This window comes from Halomonas sp. LBP4, assembly GCF_003202205.1.
Taxonomy (GTDB): Bacteria; Pseudomonadota; Gammaproteobacteria; order Pseudomonadales; family Halomonadaceae; genus Halomonas; species Halomonas flagellata.
The window spans coordinates 141,372-161,953 of record NZ_PDOG01000006.1 but is presented as its reverse complement, the minus strand read 5'-3'; the positions used below and the strand labels follow the sequence as shown (position 1 = coordinate 161,953).

Annotated in this window: 14 protein-coding genes and 1 pseudogene; 4 read left to right on the top strand and 11 right to left on the bottom strand. The window is 70.4% G+C overall.

Features of this window, described 5'->3' with window-relative positions; genetic code table 11:
- Positions 1 to 65 precede the first annotated feature (65 nt).
- The 4 genes from guaD to xdhA form a co-directional block, all read right to left on the bottom strand.
- Complete coding sequence (guaD, locus tag CR157_RS18290) at positions 66 to 1,385, bottom strand: guanine deaminase (protein ID WP_110284973.1); 1,320 nt, start codon at positions 1,383 to 1,385, stop codon at positions 66 to 68.
- A gap of 70 nt (positions 1,386 to 1,455) precedes the next feature.
- Positions 1,456 to 2,313 carry a xanthine dehydrogenase accessory protein XdhC gene (gene xdhC, locus CR157_RS18285; RefSeq protein ID WP_258364230.1) on the bottom strand — a complete coding sequence of 286 codons (858 nt, stop codon included), beginning with the start codon at positions 2,311 to 2,313 and terminating at the stop codon, positions 1,456 to 1,458.
- The gene (gene xdhB / locus CR157_RS18280) at positions 2,310 to 4,814 is read right to left on the bottom strand and encodes a xanthine dehydrogenase molybdopterin binding subunit (protein WP_110284972.1); all 2,505 of its coding nucleotides are present in this window, start codon (positions 4,812 to 4,814) and stop codon (positions 2,310 to 2,312) included. Before xdhB ends, xdhC begins: the two co-directional genes overlap by 4 nt.
- Positions 4,798 to 6,276, bottom strand: coding sequence for a xanthine dehydrogenase small subunit (gene xdhA, locus CR157_RS18275; protein WP_110284971.1), 1,479 nt, complete (start codon positions 6,274 to 6,276; stop codon positions 4,798 to 4,800). The genes xdhB and xdhA overlap by 17 nt, the downstream gene beginning before the upstream one ends.
- 267 nt (positions 6,277 to 6,543) lie before the next feature.
- Here xdhA and CR157_RS18270 point away from each other — a divergent pair, with 267 nt between their 5' ends.
- The 3 genes and pseudogenes from CR157_RS18270 to CR157_RS23375 all read left to right on the top strand — a co-directional run.
- Positions 6,544 to 7,158: a TetR/AcrR family transcriptional regulator gene (locus tag CR157_RS18270; RefSeq protein ID WP_181422117.1), complete on the top strand. Its 615-nt coding sequence runs from the start codon at positions 6,544 to 6,546 to the stop codon at positions 7,156 to 7,158.
- Positions 7,155 to 9,626 carry an ATP-dependent helicase HrpB gene (hrpB, locus tag CR157_RS18265; RefSeq protein WP_110284969.1) on the top strand — a complete coding sequence of 824 codons (2,472 nt, stop codon included), beginning with the start codon at positions 7,155 to 7,157 and terminating at the stop codon, positions 9,624 to 9,626. Before CR157_RS18270 ends, hrpB begins: the two co-directional genes overlap by 4 nt.
- Positions 9,627 to 9,678: 52 nt before the next feature.
- Positions 9,679 to 9,918, top strand: a pseudogene (locus tag CR157_RS23375) (nucleotidyltransferase family protein); the annotation flags it as partial.
- On the opposite strand, the gene CR157_RS23125 reads toward CR157_RS23375, so the two are convergent.
- The 6 genes from CR157_RS23125 to hutI form a co-directional block, all read right to left on the bottom strand.
- Positions 9,829 to 10,449: a cation transporting ATPase C-terminal domain-containing protein gene (locus CR157_RS23125; RefSeq protein WP_373681028.1), complete on the bottom strand. Its 621-nt coding sequence runs from the start codon at positions 10,447 to 10,449 to the stop codon at positions 9,829 to 9,831. The pseudogene CR157_RS23375 and the gene CR157_RS23125 sit on opposite strands and share 90 nt — an antisense overlap.
- A 256-nt stretch (positions 10,450 to 10,705) precedes the next feature.
- Positions 10,706 to 12,052 (bottom strand): Na+/H+ antiporter family protein, encoded by a 1,347-nt coding sequence (locus tag CR157_RS18250; protein WP_110284967.1) that lies wholly within the window; start codon positions 12,050 to 12,052, stop codon positions 10,706 to 10,708.
- Positions 12,053 to 12,139: 87 nt separating this feature from the next.
- Positions 12,140 to 13,687, bottom strand: coding sequence for a histidine ammonia-lyase (gene hutH / locus CR157_RS18245; protein ID WP_110284966.1), 1,548 nt, complete (start codon positions 13,685 to 13,687; stop codon positions 12,140 to 12,142).
- A 178-nt stretch (positions 13,688 to 13,865) separates the two neighbouring features.
- On the bottom strand, positions 13,866 to 15,560 hold the full coding sequence (hutU, locus tag CR157_RS18240) for a urocanate hydratase (protein WP_110285022.1): 1,695 nt from the start codon (positions 15,558 to 15,560) through the stop codon (positions 13,866 to 13,868).
- Positions 15,561 to 15,635: 75 nt separating this feature from the next.
- A complete protein-coding gene (hutG, locus tag CR157_RS18235) occupies positions 15,636 to 16,601 on the bottom strand; it encodes a formimidoylglutamase (protein ID WP_258364228.1) in 966 nt (321 codons plus the stop codon).
- Positions 16,582 to 17,823, bottom strand: coding sequence for an imidazolonepropionase (gene hutI, locus CR157_RS18230; RefSeq protein WP_110284965.1), 1,242 nt, complete (start codon positions 17,821 to 17,823; stop codon positions 16,582 to 16,584). The genes hutG and hutI overlap by 20 nt, the downstream gene beginning before the upstream one ends.
- A gap of 328 nt (positions 17,824 to 18,151) precedes the next feature.
- Here hutI and CR157_RS18225 point away from each other — a divergent pair, with 328 nt between their 5' ends.
- Positions 18,152 to 19,483 (top strand): YjiH family protein, encoded by a 1,332-nt coding sequence (locus tag CR157_RS18225; RefSeq protein ID WP_110284964.1) that lies wholly within the window; start codon positions 18,152 to 18,154, stop codon positions 19,481 to 19,483.
- 75 nt (positions 19,484 to 19,558) lie between these two features.
- On the opposite strand, the gene hutC is transcribed toward CR157_RS18225, so the two are convergent.
- A complete protein-coding gene (gene hutC, locus CR157_RS18220; RefSeq protein ID WP_110284963.1) occupies positions 19,559 to 20,275 on the bottom strand; it encodes a histidine utilization repressor in 717 nt (238 codons plus the stop codon).
- Between the last annotated feature and the right edge of the window lie 307 nt (positions 20,276 to 20,582).

Below are 20,582 nucleotides of genomic sequence, written 5' to 3'. Positions count from 1 at the left end.
GGTTCGCCGTCCTCCTCGGTGCTGGCTTCCAGCCGGCAGTGATCGCGTTATTGTGCCCGGTTTTCTCACGCTTCGCGGCGGTGCTGGCGGCGACCGTCGGCCCAGGTCTCCAGCACCGTGCGGTCGTCGCCGAGCATCATCATCGCGAAGAGGCGCTCGGCGAGGGTCTGGCAGCGGGCGTGTCGCCTGGCCAGCAGCGGCGTGGCGGCCGGGTCCAGGACCACGAAGTCGGCCTCCAGGCCCGGTGCCAGGCGCCCGATACGGTCGTCCAGCGACAGCGCCCGGGCGTTGCCCAGGGTCAGGCCGAAGAAGCCCTGCCAGGCGGTGAGCGGCTGGCCGCGCAGCTGGCCCACCTGATAGGCGGCCTTCAGCGTCGCCAGGCCCGAGAGGTCGGTGCCGCCGCCCACGTCGCTGGCGTAGGTGATGGCGAGGCCGGCCTCGCGGGCCGCCAGCCGGTCGAACAGCCCGCTGCCGAGGAACATGTTGGAGCTGGGGCAGAAGGCCAGGTTGGCGCCGCGCTCGGCGAGGCGGCCGCGCATCTCCTGGTCCAGGTGAATGCCGTGGGCGAAGGTGCTGCGGGGCCCGACCAGGCCGGATTGCTCGTAGACCGCGAGGTAGTCGCGGCTGCCGGGGAACAGCTCGGCCACCCAGTCGAGCTCGCCGGTGTTCTCGGCGAGATGGGTCTGCAGCCAGAGGCTCGCGTCGTTGCGCATCAGGCCGCCGGCGGCATCGAGCTGGGCCCGGGTCGAGGTGGGGGCGAAGCGCGGGGTCAGGCTGTAGCCGAGCCGGCCCCTGCCGTGCCAGTCGCCGATCAGCCGCTCGGTGTCGCGGATGCACCCCTCGGTAGCGTCGCACAGCGCCTCGGGGGCATGGCGGTCCATCAACACCTTGCCGGCGAGCATGCGCAGCCCGCGCCGCTGGCTGGCACCGAAGAAGGCGTCCACCGACACCGGATGGCTCGAGCAGAACACCTGGGCGGTGGTGGTGCCCGCCCGCAGCAGCTCGTCGAGGAAGGCGTCGGAGAGCGCCTCGGCATGCTCGCGCCGGGCGAAGCGGCACTCCTCGGGGAAGGTGTAGTCGTTCAGCCAGTCGAGCAGCTGGCGGCCGTAGGAGGCCATGATCTCCAGCTGGACATAGTGCACATGGCTGTCGATGAAACCGGGCATCACCAGCTTGCCGCGGTGATCGATGACCTCGATGTCGTCGGGCAGCTCGGGGGCCAGCCGGGCGTAGTCGTCCATGGCCCGGATGCGGCCGTTCTCCAGCCACAGGGCGCCGTCCGGGATATGCCGTATGCTGCCGGCCGCCGGGGTGTCGCCTTCGCCGGGGTCGGCCTCGAAGCTCAGCAGTTCGGCGCGCAGCAGGCGCGAGTCGATGGTTGTCATGTCGTCAGGGCTCATCATGGTTTGGGGTCAGACCCCTCAGCGGACTTTGGGGTCTGACCCCACAGGGGGCTTAGGAAAAGACCCGGCGCAGCTCGTCGGGGTCGAGGCCGCGCTGGTCGCCGCGCTCGGGCGTCTCGACCAGCGGCAGCAGCTCGGCGAGGGCGGCCAGGGCGATGGCGTAGGGGGTCTTGTCGCCCCCCGAGTGTCCGATGGGGCAGCGTACCCCGGACAGGGTCTCGTCCGAATGACCGGCGGCCCTGAGCCGGGTGCGGAAGCTGGCCCACTTGCTCTTCGAGCCGATCAGGCCCAGCGACGCCGTGTCGGCTCGCCCGAGCAGCGCGTCGACCAGGGCGCGGTCCTCGGCGTGGTCGTGGGTCAACACCAGGGCGTGGACGCCGGCGGGGAGGGCCGCCACCGCGGCCTGCGGGTCCGGGGCGTGACGGCACTCGAGCCCCGGCTGGCCGGCGGCCCAGTCGGGAAAGGCGTCGTCACGGCTGTCGTGCCACAGCACCCGCCAGGGCAGCGGGGCGGCCAGGCGCACGAGTTCCTGGCCGACGTGACCGGCACCGAAGATGGCCAGGGTCGTCCGGCTGCCCGGGAACACCTCGATCAGCACGTTGACGAAGCCGCCGCAGCACTGGCCGCTGCGCCCGCCCAGCGAGAAGGCCTCGAGGGTCATGCCCGGCTCGCCCGAGGCGAGGCGCTCCCTGGCCGCCGCGATGGTCTGCCACTCGAAGGTGCCGCCGCCGAGGGTGTCGAACACCGCGTCGGCGGTGATCACCATCCGCGCCCCGGGCTCCCGGGGCGTGGAGCCGGCGCTGGTGACCTGGGTGGCCAGGGCGTGGGGCAGGCCGTCGCGCTGCAGGCGGTGCAGGGCGGCGTGCCAGCTTTCGGGACGCCGCTCCCGTTCAGGACGCCGGGCCATCATGCGTCCCCCTGCGCCGGCGGCCAGGGATGGTGCCGCGAGCGCACCGCCTCGGCGGCGAGCAGTACCCGTTCCGGCGTGGCCGGGGTGTCGAGCCGCGGCGCTTCACCGTAGTCGGCGAGGCTGGCGAGCGCGTCGCGCAGCGCCGACCACACCGACATGCCGAGCATGAAGGGCGGCTCGCCCACCGCCTTGGAGCGGTAGATGCTGGCCATGGAGTTGGGGTGGCCCTCCAGCAGGGTGACGTTGAACACCGGCGGCAGGTCGCCGTAGGTGGGGATCTTGTAGGTGGCCGGGCCGTCGGAGATCAGCCGGCCGGCTTCGTTCCACTTCAGCTCCTCGCTGGTCAGCCAGCCCACGCCCTGGATGAAGCCGCCCTCGACCTGGCCGAGGTCGATGGCCGGGTTCAGCGAGTCGCCCACGTCGTGGAGGATATCGACCCGGTCGACCTGGTACTCGCCGGTGAGGGTGTCGACGCTGACCTCGGCCACGGCGGCGCCATGGGCGTAGTAGTAGAAGGGCCGGCCCTTGCCGGTCGCGCGGTCGTAGTGGATCAGCGGGGTGGCGTAGAAGCCCTTCTCGGAGAGCGAGATGCGGGCGAGATACGCCGCCTGGACGAGCTCGCCCCAGGGGATGCGCCGCTCGCTCTCGCCCTCGCCCGCCACCAGGTGGCCGGCCTCCAGGCGCATGCCCTCGCGGTCCAGCCCGCCGAGCTCGGCGAAGAAGTGCTCGCTGGCGAAGTCGAACAGCCGTTCCTTGAGCTTCAGGCAGGCGTCGCGGGCGGCCTGGCCGTTGAGGTCGGCGCCGCTGGAGGCGGCGGTGGGCGAGGTATTGGGCACCTTGTCGGTGCGGGTGGCGGTGATGCGCACCGTGTCGAGGTCGAGGGCGAGCTCCCGGGCCACCACCTGGCAGATCTTGGTGTGCAGCCCCTGGCCCATCTCGGTGCCGCCGTGGTTGATCATCACGCTGCCGTCGGTATAGACGTGAAGCAGGGCGCCGGCCTGGTTGAGGTGCTTGGCGGTGAAGGAGATGCCGAACTTCACCGGGGTCAGCGCCAGGCCCTTGCGGATGACCGGGCTCTCGGCATTGAACTCGGTGATCGCCCGGCGGCGGGCCCAGTAGTCGCTGCTGGCCTCGAGCTGTCTCACCAGGTCGTGGAGCAGGGCGAGCTGGTCCACCGTCTGGCCGTAGTGGGTGACGTTGCGGCCTTCGCGGTAGAGGTTGCGCTTGCGCACGGTCAGCGGATCCTCGCCGATCCGGCGGGCGATGTCGTCCATGGCCGCCTCGATCACCATCATGCCCTGGGGACCGCCGAAGCCGCGGAAGGCGGTGTTGGAGGCGGTGTGGGTGCGGGCGCGATGGCCGGTGACCCGGGCCTCGCCCAGGGAGTAGGCGTTGTCCGAGTGGAACATGGCGCGGTCGACGATCGCCTCGGAGAGGTCGGGCGAGTAGCCGCAGTCGCCGATCACGGTGATCTCGCCCCCCTGGATCACCCCCTGGTCATCGACGCCGAGCCGGTAGCGGTTGTGGAAGGGGTGGCGCTTGCCGGTGACGCGCATGTCCTCGGCCCGCGGCAGGCGGACGCGGGTGGTGCGCCCGGTGCGACGGGCGATCAGCGCGGCGATGCAGGCCCAGGGGGAGGCCTGGGTCTCCTTGCCGCCGAAGCCGCCGCCCATGCGGCGCATCTCCACGGTGACGGCATGGAAGGGGATGCCCAGCACCTCGGCGACCAGCTTCTGGGTCTCGCTGGGGTGCTGGTTGGAGGTATAGACGACCACGCCCTCGTCCTCGGTGGGCTGCACCAGGCAGGCCTGCCCCTCCAGGTAGAAGTGCTCCTGGCCGCCGACGAACTGCTCGCCCTCGACCACATGGGCGGCCTCGGCCAGCGCCCGCTGCCAGTCGCCGCTCTGCTGGACATGGGTGGGGCGCACGACCTCGCCGCGCTCGGCGGCCGCCACCGGGTCGAGGCTGGCCGGCTGCTCGTCGATTTCCACCACCGCGGCGCGCACCGCCTCGCGGGCGGCGCGGTGGCTCTCGGCGGCCACCGCGAAGAGCACCTGGCCGACGTAGCTGATCTCCTCCTCGACGAAGATGGGGTCGCCGGGGAACACCGGGCCGATATCGGTGTGGCCGGGCACGTCGCCGATGGCGATGACGTCCACCACGCCGGGCATCGCCCTGACCCTTTCCAGGTCGAGGCGGGTCAGCCGGCCGTGGGCCACCGGCGAGAGGCCCAGCGCCACGTGCAGGCAGTCGGCGGGGGCGCGGATGTCGTCGATATAGGCGGCGCGCCCGGTGACATGCTTGACCGCGCTCTCGTGGGCGCTGGCGCTGCCGGCCGCTCCTCGGCTGGTGGCGGGGCGGTCATCGCGGTTGGTGGTCTCCCGGGCCTGGGGGCCATCGCCCTCGATCCGACCCCGCTGCGTTTCGCGAGCCCTGGCGGAGTCGTCCGAGACGTCTGGTGCGGCGCCGGGCGCCTGAACGAACTTAGTGAGCGTACGCATGGAGCATCACCTCCCGGTCGGTGTGGGACGACGGCTGCATCTGGTGGTCACGAAGCAGGACCAGGCGCAGGCGCTCGAGCAGGTTGGCGGCGGAGAGCTGGCGGTAGTGGGCGCTGCCACGCACGTCGCTCATGGGCTGGAAGTCTCGCGTAAGCGCCAGCCGGGCGGCCTGGAAGGCGGCGGTCGAGGGGGCCTGCCCCTCCAGGGCGGCCTCGGCGGCGGCGGCGCGCTTGGGCGTCGCCGCCATGCCGCCGAAGGCCAGGCGCACCTCGCGCAGGATGCCGTCCTCGAGCTTCCAGCTGAAGGCGCCGAGCACTGCGGAAATGTCGTCCTCCCGACGCTTGGACAGCTTCCATACCTTGAGGGTCCGGCCCGCTTCGGGGCGGGGCAGGAAGATGGCGCGGATCGACTCGCCCTCGCCCAGCGCGGTCTTCTTGTAGTCGAGGAAGAAGTCGTCCAGCGGCAGCTCGCGCTCGCCCTCGGGGCCGGTGAGCCAGAGCCGCGAGCCCAGGGCCAGCAGCACCGGCGGAGTGTCGCCGATGGGTGAGGCGTTGGCGACGTTGCCGCCCAGGGTGCCGCGGTTGCGGATCTGGGCCGACCCCAGCCGATGCAGCAGGTGGGCGAAGGGCTCGAAATGCTCCTCGAGCAGCGGCTCCAGGCGCGAATAGGTGACGGCGGCGCCGATCCACCAGCCGGGACGGCCGTCGTCGAGGGTGGTCTCCTCGATGGCGTTGAGCTCGGCGACCCGGGTCACGTCGATCAGCCGCTCGAAGCGCTCGAGGCGCTGGGTGGTCTCGAGCCAGAGGTCGGTGGCCCCGGCCACCAGCCGGGCGTCGGGGTGGCGGCGGCGCAGCTCGACCAGTTCTGCCAGGGTGGCCGGCTGGGCGAAGCGGGCATCGGTCTCCGGGGCGGCGGGTGGCGGCGCCGCCGCATCGAGCCACAACGGACGCTGCTCGGGATGCTCGCCCATGGTCAGGGCGGCGTCGCGGATCGGCCGATAGCCGGTGCAGCGACAGAGGTTGCCGCCGAGCGCGGCCTCCAGCCGCTGCGGGGTCAGCGGCGCCGGGGTCAGCGGCGCCGGGGTGTGGTGCTGTTGCTCGTGCAGGGTGAACAGCGACATGACGATGCCCGGGGTGCAGAAGCCGCACTGGCTGCCGTGGCACTCGACCATGGCCGCCTGGGCGGGATGCAGGGTGTCGCCCTGGGCCAGTCCTTCCACGGTGACCAGGTGGCGACCGTGGAGCTGGTGGGCGGGCGTGATGCAGGCATTGGCGCTGTGGTAGCGGACGCTCCCGTCGGGCCCGGCCTCGCCGATGGCCACGGTGCAGGCGCCGCAGTCGCCCGAGGCGCAGCCCTCCTTGGTGCCGGTCTGGCCGAGCGTCTCGCGCAGCAGCTCGAGCACGCTGGTCTCGGGGGAGGCCTCGCAGCGGCGAGGCTGCCCGTTGAGCAGGAAATCGATCATCGCCTTGTCTCTTGTTGAGTGTCTCTTGTTGATGTGGGTGGCTGATGCCGTGCAGCTGTTGACCATTCGGTCAGGATGTTTCCAGCATGGTTCAGAATCGATCGGTTTGCAAGCCCGTTTGCACCCTTCACAGGGCTGGTGCACTATCCCGAACACTTGATCGCCTGGACGAGGGCCCGGACACGACATGGGGCAGTGAGGTTGCCGATGACGCAGTGGAAGACGCCTCCCGAGAGGAGCGTGCGTGAGAAGGGGGAAACCAACGGCATGACGCGCGAGCGTAACGAGCGCGAGATCCTGGCGGCGGCCGAGCGGGTCTTCGCCCGGCACGGCTATCGCGGCGCCAGCCTCCAGGACATCGCCGAGCAGGCCGGGCTGCCCAAGTCCAATGTGCTCTATTACATGGGCAGCAAGCGGGGGCTCTACGTGCGCCTGCTGGAGCGGATGATGGAGCGCTGGAATGCGCTGCTCGATGATATATCGGTGGAGGACGATCCTGCGGAAGTCCTCGAGGCCTTTATCCGCAGCAAGATGCAGCTGTCGCGCCGCCACCCGGAGGGGTCCCGGCTGTTCGCCGCCGAGATCCTCGGCGGGGCACCCTTCCTGCAGGAGTACCTGAGCGGCGGGCTGCGCGACTGGGTGCAGGCCCGGGCGCGGGTCTTCGAGCAGTGGGCGGAGCGCGGCCTGATGGACCCGGTCGACCCGGTGTGGCTGATCTTCCTGATCTGGTCGGCCACCCAGCACTACGCCGACTTCGAGACCCAGGTGCTCGGCATCACCGGCAAGGAGGAGCTCTCCGATGCCGACGTGGAGCAGATCACCGCCTTCCTGACCCGGGTGATCCTCAAGGGGTGCGGGGTCAGGCCGCGCGAGGCCCGATGACCTGGCCGTCGACGCTGCCCATCGAGGCGCGGCTGGACGCCATCCGCGCGGCACTGGCGGCCCACAGCCGCGTACTGCTGGTGGCCGAGCCCGGCGCCGGCAAGACCACCCGGGTGCCGCTGGCGCTGCTCGACGAGCCCTGGTGCCGGGATGAGCGCCGGGGTGGCAGGCTGCTGCTGCTGGAGCCGCGGCGGGTGGCGGCGCGGCTGGCGGCGGGCTTCATGGCGGAAACCCTGGGGGAGACGGTCGGGGAGACGGTGGGCTATCGGATGCGTGGCGAGAGTCGCGTGGGGCCCAACACCCGGCTCGAGGTGGTCACCCAGGGGGTGCTGACCCGCATGCTCCAGGACGACCCCATGCTCGAGGGCGTGGCGGGCGTCATCTTCGACGAGTTCCACGAGCGCAGCCTCGAGGCCGACCTCGGCCTGGCACTGGCCCTCGATGCCCAGGAGGGCCTGCGTGACGACCTGCGCCTGCTGGTGATGTCGGCGACCCTGGACGTGGACTCGCTGCTCGAGACGCTGGGCGAGGCGACCCCGGTGATCGACTGCCCGGGCCGGACCTTTCCCGTGGAGACTCGCTATCGCTCCCTGGCCAGCCGCGATGAGGCCGCTTCCCAGCAGGCCCGGGCGGTGATCGGGGCACTGGAGGCGGGCGAGGGCGATGCCCTGGTGATCCTGCCCGGCGTCGGCGAGATCCGCCGCCTGGCGCGGGAGCTGGCCGGCCGGCGCCCGGACCTGGCCATCATGGAACTGCACGGCCGGTTGCCGCTGGAAACCCAGCGCCGTGCCCTGCGCCCCGCCCCGGCGGGCAGGCGCCGGGTGGTGCTGGCCACCGCCATCGCCGAGTCGAGCGTCACCGTGGACGGCGTGCGCATCGTCGTCGATGCCGGCCAGGAGCGGGTGCCGGTCTTCCAGCCGCGCAGCGGCCTCACCCGCCTGGAGACGCGGCGGGTCAATCGCGCCAGCGCCGACCAGCGCCGCGGCCGCGCCGGGCGCCAGGGCCCCGGGGTCTGCGTGCGCCTGTGGGCCGAGGAGCAGCCGCTGATGCCCCACGGCGAGCCGGAGATCCGCCAGGCCGACCTGGCGCCGCTGGCCTTCGAGCTGGCCCGCTGGGGCGTCACGGAGCCGAACCAGCTGGCCTGGGTGACCCCGCCGCCCGCCGCGGCCCTGGCCGCGGGGCGTGACCTGCTGCGGCGACTCGGGGTGCTGGACGAGGCCTTCCATCTCACCGCGCTGGGGCGCGCCTGCAGCCGCTGGCCGACCCATCCGCGGCTGGCGGTGATGCTCGAGCGTGCCGTCGCCCTCGACGCGCAGCCCCTGGCCTGCGCCCTGGTGGCGCTGCTGGAGGGGCGCGACCTCGAGGGCGAGAAGGACCTGGAGCGGGCGCTCGAGGCACGCCTGGCGGATGGCCGGGCCCATCGCCAGTGGCAGCAGGACGCCCGCCGGCTGGCGCAGGTCGGCGGTTGCCGGCTGGCGGTGGCGAACCTGGCGCCCCTCGGCGCACTGCTGGCGCTGGCCTATCCGGAGCGGGTGGCTCAACGGACGGCGCACCAGGTCGGGCCGGGCCGCTTTCGCCTGGCCGGCGGGGGCCTGGCGACGCTGCCCGAGGATCACCCCCTGGCCCATGCCGAGCTGCTGGTGGCGGCCGAACTCGACGGCCAGGCCAGCGGGGCGCGGATCTTTCGCGCCGTGGCGCTCGCCCCCGACCGGCTGGAGGCGCTCTACCCCGAGACACGCGAATGGCGGGCGAGCCTGGAGTGGTCCGAGGAGCAGGGCCGCCTGATCGGCGAGCAGGTCCGCGGCCTGGGCGCGGTGGTGCTGGAACGCCGGCCCCTGCAGGCGCTGCCGCCGGAGGCCGTGCGCCAGGCGCTGTTGGCCGCCCTTCGCCGCCGCGGGCGGCTGGCCTTCGACGAGGCCGCCGAACAGCTGCTCGGCCGGGTGGCGCTGCTGCGTCGCGAGCTCGGCGGCGACTGGCCCGACTGGTCCCTCGGGGCGCTGCTCGCCACCCTCGCCGACTGGCTCGGCCCGCACCTCGACGGCGTGACACGGCTCGAGGCGGTCGACAAGCTGCCGCTGGGGCGGATCCTGCTCGACGGCCTCGACTGGTCGCTGCGCGCGCGTCTCGACGAGCTCGCCCCCGAGCGGCTGGCGGTGCCCAGCGGCTCCCATATCCGGCTCGACTACGGGCCCTGCCGGCACGGCGGCGAGCCGGTGCTGGCGGTGAAGCTGCAGGAAGTGTTCGGCTGGCGGGCGACGCCGCGCATCGCCGGCGGGCGCGTACCGGTGCTGCTGCACCTGCTCTCGCCGGCGCGGCGCCCGCTGCAGGTCACCCGGGACCTCGAGAGCTTCTGGGCCAACGGCTACCCGGAGGTGCGCAAGGACCTGCGCGGGCGCTACCCCAAGCACCCCTGGCCCGAGGATCCCATGACCGCCGAGGCCACCGCCCGCACCAAGCGTCGGGGGTAGCGTCATTCGATGCTATGATCAGGCAAAGGCGAAAGGCGTCATCGGGGGGAACATGATCGCATTGCTGGAGAGTGCACGAGGGGATATCCAGACACTGTGTCGTCGTTACGGTGTCCGTCGTCTGGCCGCGTTCGGGTCGGCCGTCGCAGGTGATTTTTCAGACGCCAGCGATCTGGATTTCCTGGTGGAGTTCGAGCCCGAGCTATCCCCTGTCGAGGTGGCCGACGCTTTCTTCTCCCTCAAGGCGGCACTGGAAGCGCGGCTCGAGCGGCCGGTTGACCTGGTGACGCCCCATGCACTTTCCAATCCGTGGTTCCGGCAGAGTGTCGAGCAAAGCGAGGCCTTGCTCTATGCGGCGTGAACCGCGCAAATACCTCCATGACATGCAACAGGCCGTCGAACGGATCGTCTGGGGTGTCGTGGAAGGCCAGCTGCCCAAGCTGGAAAGCCAGTTGGCCCAACTCCTCGAGTGATGCCATATATCAGCGCGCCTCGGCCTTGCGGTGTCCGGTGCCCCGGGGACCACTGGCCGGGCGCCGCCCGTGGTGCGGCGGCGCAACACCCACTTCTCCAACTCGACGATCAGCAGGATCGCCACGCTGCCGGCGAGGATCACCAGCCAGTGGACGAGACCCAGGGCGGCGCTGCCGAAGATCAGCTGCATGAAGGGCAGGTAGGTCCAGGCCAGCTGCAGCGCGACCACCAGGGCGATGGCGATCCACACCGGCCGGCTGCCGAAGATTCCCGTCATCGACAGCGAGCTGTGGATCAGGAAGCGGCTGTTGATCAGGGAGGCGTCTGGGTCGCGGGGCTGTCGGGCCATGATGTCGCGCATGGGCCTCCTGGCCGCTCAATCCCCGCGGCGTGACGTCGAGTCGCGTCAGCGACTCCTCGGCCGGCAGGGCATGCCAGCTGGGGCGTTCGTGGGGCTTGTGCTCGGGCATCCTGTTACCTCCGGCACGGGGTGTCACTGTAACCGCTGCCAAGGCGACAGATGTAGCACACCCCGTGTTGCACCGCAGTGATCCGGGACAAGGCACCGCGCCCAAGTGGGTGATAACCCCCGGCAGTGTCGGCTCCTAGAGCAGCATGGCGGCGAGCCAGCCGAAGGCGATCAGCGGGATGTTGTAGTGCAGGAAGGTGGGGACGACCGAGTCCCAGATATGGTCGTGCTGACCGTCGGCGTTGAGGCCGGCGGTCGGCCCCAGCGTCGAGTCCGAGGCCGGCGAGCCGGCATCGCCCAGGGCGGCGGCGGTGCCCACTAGGGCCACGGTGGCCATGGGGGAGAAGCCGAAGCCCAGCGCCAGGGGCACGTAGAGCGAGGCGATGATCGGGATCGTCGAGAACGACGAGCCGATGCCCATGGTGATGAAGAGGCCGACCAGCAACATGATCAAGGCGGCGAGCCCCTTGTTGTCGCCGATCAGCTCGGCGGAGCCGGCCACCAGCCCTTCCACCTCGCCGCTGGCCTGCATCACGCTGGCGAACCCCGCCGCCGAGATCATGATGAACCCCACCAGGGCCATCATGCGCATGCCCTCGGTGAAGATGCTGTCCTGCTCGTGCCAGCGGAACACCCCGCTCATCGAGAGCAGGGCGAAGCCGAAGAGACCGCCGAGCACCATGGAACCGGACAGCAGCTGGATGGCCACGGTGCCGCCCAGGGCCACGGCCAGCACGCCGAGCTGCCAGGGTGCCAGGTGACGGGCCGCCTCGGCCGGCGTCTCGTCGCCGTGGGCCAGGTCGTGATCCTCGTAGTGGCGCGGCTTGCGGTAGCTCCACAGCACCGCCACGGCCAGGCCCAGCGCCATGCCGCCGATGGGAATCACCATGGCCAGGGGCACCATCTGGCGGGTCACCTCCAGCCCCAGTGCCGCGCCGCTCTCGTTGAGATTGGCCAGCAGGATGTCGTTGAGGAAGATCGAGCCGAAGCCTACCGGCAGCAGCATGTAGGGCGCGGTGATGCCGAAGGTGATCACGCAGGCGGCCACCCGTCGGTCGAGCCGCAGGTGGTTCATCAACTTGAGCAGCGGCGGCACCAGCACCGGAATGAAGGCGATATGCACCGGGATCAGGTTCTGGGAACTGACCGCCGCGGCCAGCAGGGCGCCCAGGAGGGTGTAGCCGACCAGGCGGCGATTGCCGCTGTCGTCATCCAGGTCGAGGCCGCGAATCGCCCGGTTGGCGAGCAACTCGGTGATCCCGGAACGTGACAGGGCGACGGCGAAGGCGCCGAGCACGGCATAGGAGAGGGCGATGGTGGCGCCGTTGCCGAGGCCGTCGTTGAAGGCGTCGAGGATATCGGCGAGCGGCATGCCGGCATGGAGACCGCCGACCAGGCTGGCGGCGATCAGCGCGAAGACCACGGAAACGCGGGCGAGACTCAGGGTGACCATCACCAGGATGGCCAGAACGATGGCATTCATGCTTGGCTCTTGTCGTTGATTGAGGGCGGCGACATCCCGGGGCCGAAGCCCCGGGGCGGAGGATGGTACGTCAAGGGAGGCCGACCGTCAGTGACTGGGTAGCAGTGACTGCGGCACCAGGGCGTTCAGGACGCGGGATTCGAGCAGCTCGGTCGCGGCCTCGATGTCGGGGGCGAAGAAGCGATCCTTGTCGTAATGGGCCACGCGTTCGCGCAGGGCGTGGCGTGCCCGTTCCAGCGGCTCTGTGGTGGTGAGGCGATGGCCATTCCCATCCATTCGGAAGTCCAGCCCCTGGCAGGCGGCCAGCCACTCGATGGCGAGGATGCCGCGCACGTTCGCGGCCATCTCCCACAGCCGCTTGCCGGCGGCCGGGGCCATGGAGACGTGGTCCTCCTGGTTGGCCGAGGTCGGCAGGCTGTCGACGCTGTGGGGATGGGCCAGGGCCTTGTTTTCACTCGCCAGGGCGGCGGCCGTCACCTGCGCGATCATGAAGCCGGAGTTGACCCCGCCGTGCTCGACCAGGAAGGGCGGCAGCCGGGACATGTGCTCGTCCATCATCAGCGAGATGCGCCGCTCGGTGAGCGAGCCGATCTCGGCGATGGCCAGGGCCAGGTTGTCCGCCGCCATGGCCACCGGCTCGGCGTGGAAGTTGCCGCCGGAGATGATGTCCCCCTCGGCCGCAAAGACCAGGGGATTGTCCGACACCGCATTGACCTCGACGGCCAGCACCTCGGCGGCCTGGCGGATCTGGGTCAGGACGGCCCCCATGACCTGGGGCTGGCAGCGCAGCGAGTAGGGGTCCTGTACCTTGCCGCAGTGGACGTGGGAGTCGCTGATCTCGCTGCGGCGGCCGAGCAGGTGACGATAGCCCGCGGCGGCATCGACCTGCCCCGGCTGACCACGCACCTCGTGGATGCGCGCGTCGAAGGGCGCCCGCGAGCTGAGCGTCGCCTCCACGGTCAGCGAGCCGCACACCGTGGCGGCGGCGAACAGGTCTTCGGCCTCGAACAGCCCCTTGAGGGCATAGGCCGCGGAGACCTGGGTGCCGTTGAGCAGCGCCAGGCCCTCCTTGGGGGCCAGGGAGAGCGGCTGGAGGCCGGCCACTTCCAGGGCCTGGCGGGCGGGGAGCCACTCGCCCCGGTGGCGGGCCTTGCCTTCGCCGAGCAGCACCACGCTCATATGCGCCAGCGGCGCCAGGTCGCCCGAGGCGCCCACCGAGCCCTTGAGCGGAATATGCGGGTAGACCTCGGCATTGATCAGCGCCACCAGGGCGTCGAGCACCTCGCGGCGAATGCCGGAGAAGCCGCGCGCCAGGCTATTGACCTTGAGCACCATGATCAGGCGCACCAGGGCGTCGTCCATGGGCTCGCCGACGCCGGTGGCATGCGACAGCACCAGGGAGCGCTGCAGGTCTTCCAGGTGCTCCTGCTCGATGCGGGTCTGGGCCAGCAGGCCGAAGCCGGTGTTGATGCCGTAGACGGTGCGGTCCTCGGCCACGACGCGGTTGACGCAGTCGACGCTGCGCTGGATCGCCGCATCGGCGCTCGCCGGCAGGCTGACCCGGGCCGGTGTCTCGAAGACCCGGCGTGCCTGGGCCAGGGTCATCGTGCCGGGGTGGATCTCTAGATGGGGCATGAAGTGGCTCTCCTGAGAAAGGTGTGTGCGGCGTAGAGCGATGAGCTATTCCGGCGACAAGCCTGCGCGAGGGCGCTGTGAACCCGTCCCTGGGCGCTACATTCGCCATCCCTGGCGAATGACCCTCGCTACGCCTTGTCCCCGGCGCTCATCGCGCCGGACGTTTGTGGTCGTGCTCTTACTTATCGAGCATCGGCAGGTCGAGTCCGTTCTCGCGGGCGCAGGTCTTGGCGATCTCGTAACCGGCGTCGGCGTGGCGCATCACCCCGGTGCCCGGGTCGTTGCGCAGCACCCGCCCGAGGCGGGCGTGGGCGTCGTCCGTGCCGTCGGCGACGATCACCACCCCGGCATGCTGGGAGTAGCCCATGCCCACGCCGCCGCCGTGGTGCAGCGAGACCCAGGTCGCGCCACCGGCGGTGTTGAGCAGGGCGTTGAGCAGCGGCCAGTCGGAGACGGCGTCACTGCCGTCCCGCATGGCTTCGGTCTCGCGGTTGGGGCTGGCCACCGAGCCGGAGTCGAGGTGGTCGCGGCCGATGACGATGGGCGCCTTGAGTTCGCCACTGGCGACCATCTCGTTGAAGGCCTGGCCGAGGCGGGCGCGATCCTTGAGGCCCACCCAGCAGATGCGTGCCGGCAGCCCCTGGAACGAAATCCTCTTCCGGGCCATGTCGAGCCAGTTGTGCAGGTGCGGGTCGTCGGGGATCAGCTCCTTGACCTTGGCGTCGGTCTTGTAGATGTCCTCCGGGTCGCCGGAGAGCGCCGCCCAGCGGAAGGGGCCGATGCCCTGGCAGAACAGCGGGCGGATGTAGGCCGGCACGAAGCCGGGGAAGTCGAAGGCATTCTCGACCCCTTCCTCCTGGGCCATCTGGCGGATGTTGTTGCCGTAGTCGAAGGTCGGCACGCCCATCGCCTGGAAGTCGAGCATCGCCTGGACATGCACGGCCATGGAGCGCTTGGCGGCCTTGACGGTGACCTCGGGCTCGGAGATGCCCCGTGCCACGTAGTCGTCCCAGCTCCAGCCGGCGGGCAGGTAGCCGTGCAGCGGGTCGTGGGCGCTGGTCTGGTCGGTGACCATGTCCGGCTTGACGCCGCGCCTGACCAGCTCTGGGAGGATATCGGCGGCGTTGGCGCACAGGCCGATGGAGACGGCCTTGCCCTCGCTGGTGTAACGCTCGATACGCGCCAAGGCGTCGTCGAGATCGGTGGCCTGTTCGTCCAGGTAGCGGGTGCGCAGGCGGAAGTCGAGGCGCGACTGCTGGCATTCGATGTTCAGCGAGCAGGCGCCGGCCAGGCTTGCCGCCAGCGGCTGGGCGCCGCCCATGCCGCCGAGGCCGGCGGTGAGGATCCAGCGGTCGGTGAGCTTGCCGTCGTAGTGCTGGCGGCCGGCCTCGACGAAGGTCTCGTAGGTGCCCTGGACGATGCCCTGGGAGCCGATGTAGATCCACGAGCCGGCGGTCATCTGGCCGTACATCATCAGGCCCCGGCGATCGAGCTCGTTGAAGTGCTCCCAGTCGGCCCAGGCCGGTACCAGGTTGGAGTTGGCGATCAGCACGCGCGGCGCGTCCCTGTGGGTCTCGAACACCCCCACCGGCTTGCCCGACTGGATCAGCAGCGACTGGTTGTCTTCCAAACGACGGAGGGTCTCGACGATCTTGTCGTAGCACGGCCAGTCGCGGGCGGCGCGACCGATGCCGCCATACACCACCAGGTCCTCGGGGCGCTCGGCCACGTCGGGGTGGAGGTTGTTCATCAGCATGCGCAGCGGCGCCTCGGTGAGCCAGCTCTTGCAGCTGAGTTCGGTGCCCGTGGGGGCGGCGACCCGGCGGCTGGGGTCGTGACGGGAATCGGTGCTGATGGGCTGGTGCTGGGTCATGGTCATGGACTCTCGTGTCGTGGTGGTAAGGCTTCGTCGGTGGCTGACGGCGCCGGGAGTGCGTGATGCGCCGTGTCAGGTCAGCGTCAGGTGATGGATGAGTCGCGCCGCCGCCCGGGCGGTGCGGCCATCGATATCGAAGCTCGGGTTGAGCTCGGCGATGTCGGCCAGGCGCAGCTTGCCGCTGTCGCGCGCCCGTTCGAGCAGCCGCTCGATCAGGGGAAGCGAGAGGCCATGAGAGGCCGGGGCACTGACGCCGGGGGCCTCGCTGGCGGGCAGCACGTCCAGGTCGATGGTCAGGTAGAGGTGGTCGCACCCGGCGATGAAGGCGTCCAACTCGGCGGCGATCGCTTCGAGGCTCGTCGCGGTGATCTCGCGATCCTCGCGTACCAGCACCTCGAGGTCGGCGGCGCGGGCGAACAGCGCCCGGGTATTGGCGGCGCGGCTCACGCCCAGGCAGGCGTAGCGGAACGGCCAGCCACGGGTCTGGCACTCGGCGGCGATCTGGGCGAAGGGGGTGCCGGAGGAGCACAGGTGACTCGGGTCGCGCAGATCGAAGTGGGCGTCGAGGTTGACGATGCCGACGCTCGGGGCCTCGTCGCCCTCTGCCTCGAGATGGCGTGCCAGCCCCGACCAGCTGCCGAAGGCCACCTCATGGCCGCCGCCCAGCACGATGGGTCGATGGCCGGCCGCCAGCAGGGCGGCCAGGCACTCGGCGAGGCGCTTCTGGGCGGTCTCCATGCCGTCGTCGCCGCCGTGACCGTGGCCGACCACGTCGCCGGCGTCATGGACCGGCGCCTGGCGGTGCCAGGCCAGGGGAGCCAGCGCCTTGCGGATGGCCCGCGGTCCGGCGGCGGCGCCGATGCGGCCCTGGTTGCGCGCCACGCCGGCGTCGCAGGCGAAGCCGAGCAGCGCCACGCCGGCGGGGCTGTCCACCGTCAGGGGCTCGACGACCTGGTGCCAGCGCAGGCTGTTGGGCTCCGGATCCTCTCGGCCGGCCCAGGGGGACATGTCGATGGGGTCAAGCATGTGCAGTGTCATGGGTCACCTCCCCATTGAAGATGCGTTGACGCAGGCGGCCGGGCTGCACCGCATAGGCCAGGGCGGCGGGGGACTCGGCGTCCCACCAGCAGAGATCCGCCGGGGCACCTGCCGTGACGCGGCCGTGCCCACCGTCATCCTGTTCATGCAGCCCCAGGGCGCGGGCACCCTGTGCGGTCATGCCGGCCAGGGCCTCCCGTGGGGTGAGGCGGAACAGGGTGCAGGCGAAATTGAGCATCAGCGTCGGGTTGAAGATCGGCGAGCTGCCGGGATTGGCATCGGTGGCGATGGCCATGGGCACGGCGGCGGCGCGCAGCGCCTCGATGGGCGGCAGCCGGGTCTCGCGCAGGGTATGGAAGGCGCCGGGCAGCAATACCGCGACGCTGCCCGCCTCGCGCAGGTCGGCCACGCCGGCCTCGTCCAGGTATTCGATGTGGTCCGCCGAGAGCGCCCCGTGACGTGCCGCCATGGCGCTGCCGCCCAGGTTGGAGAGCTGCTCGGCGTGGGCCTTGACGGGCAGGCCATGGGCCGCGGCCGACTCGAAGACCCGCTCGCACTGGGCCACCGAGAAGGCGATCTTCTCGCAGAAGACGTCCACGGCATCGGCCAGGCCCTGCTCGGCCGCCGCCGGGATCATCTCCCGGCAGACCAGCTCGATATAGCCGTCGCTGTCGCCCGCGAACTCGGGGGGCAGGGCGTGGGCGCCGAGCAGGGTAGTGATCACCCGCACCGGCAGGGACTCACCCAGGCGGCGGGCCACCCGCAGCATCTTCAGCTCGTCGGCGACGGTGAGCCCATAGCCGGACTTGATCTCCACGGTGGTGACGCCCTCGGCCATCAGCGCCTCCAGGCGGGGCCTGGCCTGGGCGAACAGCTCGTCCTCGCTGGCTGCGCGAGTGGCGCGAACCGTGCTGAGGATGCCGCCGCCGCGACGGGCGATCTCCTCGTAGCTGACGCCCTCCAGCCGCTGCTCGAACTCGTCGGCCCGGGAGCCGCCGAACACCAGGTGGGTATGGCAGTCCACCAGCCCGGGAGTCATCACCCCGCCGCGCCCCATCTCCCGGCAGCCGGCGGCGACGTCGCGGTCGAGCTCGGTCATCGGCATCACGCGGGAGATGTGGCCAGCCTCGACGACGACGGCCATGGGCTCGGCCCGGGTGTCGTGCCCGTCGAAGAGGACGACGTCGCGCCAGAGTCTGGGGGGCTTCGGGTTGCCTGCCATCGGGGCCTCCTGCGGTAGCGTTGTATTTGTATATACATTTAGTGGATGAGCGGGGCGGCGTCAACCCCGCGACGGGTGTGCACGGACATGGCCCGTGGCACCCGGCTCTCGGGCATCTCGCTATCACTACCCAACCAACTGAAAAATATCGTCTAAATATGGTGTCTTCGGCGAGCGGCCAGGAGGGGGAGGCGACGGGTTGCGACTAAAGTATAGGATAGATGGAGGCGTCGGGATTGGCATCGTTCGACGAGCTATTGTATATACATAGCGAGGCAGTCAGGCGAAGCACCACTCCACATCACAACGAGAGGGAGGAACTCCCCCCATGGCAAGCCAGGAGCAGGCGACGGACATCACCCGCCGCCCATCACTCACCACGGTTCTCAAGCTGTTCGTCCCCAGTGCGCTGGGCATCCTGATCTTCTTCGTGCCGGTGACCCTGGCCGGGCGTACCACCATTCCGCTGGACCACATGGTCACCGGGGCGCGCGGCCTGCTCGGCGATGCCAGCGGCTTCTATGCCCTGGCGCTGATCGTGGCGGGCGCCGCCTATCCACTGCTCAGGGGAAGCTGGCGGCGCAACCTCACCGAGCGCATCTTCACGGTGCTCAAGATCGCCGGGGTGGCCGTGGCCCTGATGGCGCTGACCGGCTGGGGCCCGGCCTTTCTCCATGAGCCGGACATGCTGCCCTTCCTGTTCGACAAGCTGGTGATCCCGGTGGGGCTGATCGTGCCGATCGGTGCGGTCTTCCTGGCGCTGCTGATCAGCTATGGCCTGCTGGAACTGGTCGGCGTGCTGGTGCAACCGGTGATGCGGCCGATCTGGCGTACCCCGGGGCGCAGCGCCATCGATGCCGTGGCGTCGTTCGTCGGCAGCTACTCCATCGGCCTGCTGATCACCAACCGGGTCTACCAGGGGGGGCAGTACTCGGCGCGGGAGGCGGCGATCATCGCCACCGGCTTCTCCACGGTCTCGGCCACCTTCATGATCATCGTGGCGCGTACCCTGGAGTTGATGAGCGTGTGGAACCTCTACTTCTGGCTGACCCTGGTGATCACCTTCACGGTCACGGCGATCACCGTGCGGCTGCCGCCGCTGTCGCGCATGGACGACGGCAAGACCGACGGCGAACCCGTCTCGGTGCCGGGCAAGCGGCTCTCCACCGCCTGGCACACCGGCCTCGGTGTCGCCGAGCAGGCGCCCAGCCTGCCCAGGAGCGTGGCCCTCAACGTGCGCGAGGGGCTGGTGATGGCGATCAGCATCCTGCCGTCGATCATGTCGGTGGGCCTCGCGGGATTGGTGATCGCCAAGTACACGCCGCTGTTCGAGTGGCTGGGCTGGCTCTTCTACCCCTTCGTGGCCATCTGGGGGCTGGATGATGCGGCGGCACTGGCCCAGGCGTCCGCCTCGGGGCTCGCCGAGATGTTCCTGCCGGCGCTGCTGATGAGTGATGCCGACTTCGTGGCGCGCTTTGCCGCCGGGGTGGTGTCGGTCTCCTCCGTGCTGTTCTTCTCGGCGTCGATTCCCTGCATCCTCTCCACCAGCATCCCGATCTCGGTGGGGCGCATCGTGGTGGTGTGGTTCATCCGCGTGGCGCTGAGCCTGCTGCTGGCGGTGCCGGCGGGCTATCTGGCGCTGGCGGCTGCCGGTGGCTGATGCCCACCGGAAACCGGAGCGGGCAAGAGGCAGCGAGGCCGGGGGATTCCCGGCCTCGCCGTTTCATGGGGCCGATCAGGATGACTGGCGATGCACCGAGGAGCGCAGCTTGTAGCGCTCGCCGGGATGGATCAGCCGCGCATAGCTGATCAGGTTCTCGCCGGACCAGGTGCGGCGGATCATGCTCAGGCAGGGGCGGGTGACCTCGGTGTCCAGGTGGCGGGCGGTGGCGGCATCGACCAGCACGGCCTCGACCACGTGCTCGATATCGGTGATCGGGCAGGCCGCCACCAGCACCTCGTTGGGGGTGTGGCGGGAGAAATCGGTGTCGAGATACGCCGGTACCCAGCGCGGGTTGACGTAGCGATCCTCGAGCTGGATCGGTACGCCGTTCTCGCGGTGCACGATCAGCGTATGGAAGACCTGGGTACCGAGGCGCACCCCGAGGCGCAGTGCCACCTCGTCGTCGGCCGCGATGGCTTCACGGCGCAGCACGTCGTTGCCGTAGTCGTGCCCGCGGCTGCGCACCTCCTCGGCGATGTTGTGGACCTCCACCAGGGACGACTCGGCCTTGCGGTCGGTGACGAAGGTGCCGAGCCCCGGCTGACGGGTCAGGTAGCCCTGCTGCACCAGATCGCGGATCGCCTTGTTGGCGGTCATGCGGCTGACGCCGAAGTCCCGCGCCAGCTGCTCCTCCGGCGGAATCTGGTGATGGGCCGGCCAGTCACCATTCTGGATCTTCTCCAGCAGGTGCTGCTGAATCTGCAGGTAGAGCGGGGGAGAGCTGCCCATGGTCTGCGCTGAGTCCTTTCTCCGGGAGTGGGGTGGGGGTCGACGCGTCCAGTTTACCCGCAGCGGGACGCCCCGGCATCCTGTGGTCGTAACGCCAGGTGCGCACCCGCCAGGGTGCCCGCGACGTCTGGAACTCCACCACGCTTTGGCATGCCGGGCCTCGGCCCGCGTTCGACAAGGCAACCCCGGCATCTCTCGTGATGCAGTGATTTACGGTGAATCGGGCGTGAAGCGAGCCTAGCGGTGCCGTGGCCGAATACCCTTGAGCCGGCGACCTCGGTGATGCGCTAGCGTGTGAGCCCATCGC

What these genes read in the sequence shown, in the direction of transcription:
- guaD (WP_110284973.1), bottom strand. Translation starts at nt 1,385, where the DNA reads ATGACAACCATCGACTCGCGCCTGCTGCGCGCCGAACTGCTGAGCTTC.
- xdhC (WP_258364230.1), bottom strand. Translation starts at nt 2,313, where the DNA reads ATGATGGCCCGGCGTCCTGAACGGGAGCGGCGTCCCGAAAGCTGGCAC.
- xdhB (WP_110284972.1), bottom strand. Translation starts at nt 4,814, where the DNA reads ATGCGTACGCTCACTAAGTTCGTTCAGGCGCCCGGCGCCGCACCAGAC.
- xdhA (WP_110284971.1), bottom strand. Translation starts at nt 6,276, where the DNA reads ATGATCGATTTCCTGCTCAACGGGCAGCCTCGCCGCTGCGAGGCCTCC.
- CR157_RS18270 (WP_181422117.1), top strand. Translation starts at nt 6,544, where the DNA reads ATGACGCGCGAGCGTAACGAGCGCGAGATCCTGGCGGCGGCCGAGCGG.
- hrpB (WP_110284969.1), top strand. Translation starts at nt 7,155, where the DNA reads ATGACCTGGCCGTCGACGCTGCCCATCGAGGCGCGGCTGGACGCCATC.
- CR157_RS23125 (WP_373681028.1), bottom strand. Translation starts at nt 10,449, where the DNA reads ATGGCCCGACAGCCCCGCGACCCAGACGCCTCCCTGATCAACAGCCGC.
- CR157_RS18250 (WP_110284967.1), bottom strand. Translation starts at nt 12,052, where the DNA reads ATGAATGCCATCGTTCTGGCCATCCTGGTGATGGTCACCCTGAGTCTC.
- hutH (WP_110284966.1), bottom strand. Translation starts at nt 13,687, where the DNA reads ATGCCCCATCTAGAGATCCACCCCGGCACGATGACCCTGGCCCAGGCA.
- hutU (WP_110285022.1), bottom strand. Translation starts at nt 15,560, where the DNA reads ATGACCCAGCACCAGCCCATCAGCACCGATTCCCGTCACGACCCCAGC.
- hutG (WP_258364228.1), bottom strand. Translation starts at nt 16,601, where the DNA reads ATGACACTGCACATGCTTGACCCCATCGACATGTCCCCCTGGGCCGGC.
- hutI (WP_110284965.1), bottom strand. Translation starts at nt 17,823, where the DNA reads ATGGCAGGCAACCCGAAGCCCCCCAGACTCTGGCGCGACGTCGTCCTC.
- CR157_RS18225 (WP_110284964.1), top strand. Translation starts at nt 18,152, where the DNA reads ATGGCAAGCCAGGAGCAGGCGACGGACATCACCCGCCGCCCATCACTC.
- hutC (WP_110284963.1), bottom strand. Translation starts at nt 20,275, where the DNA reads ATGGGCAGCTCTCCCCCGCTCTACCTGCAGATTCAGCAGCACCTGCTG.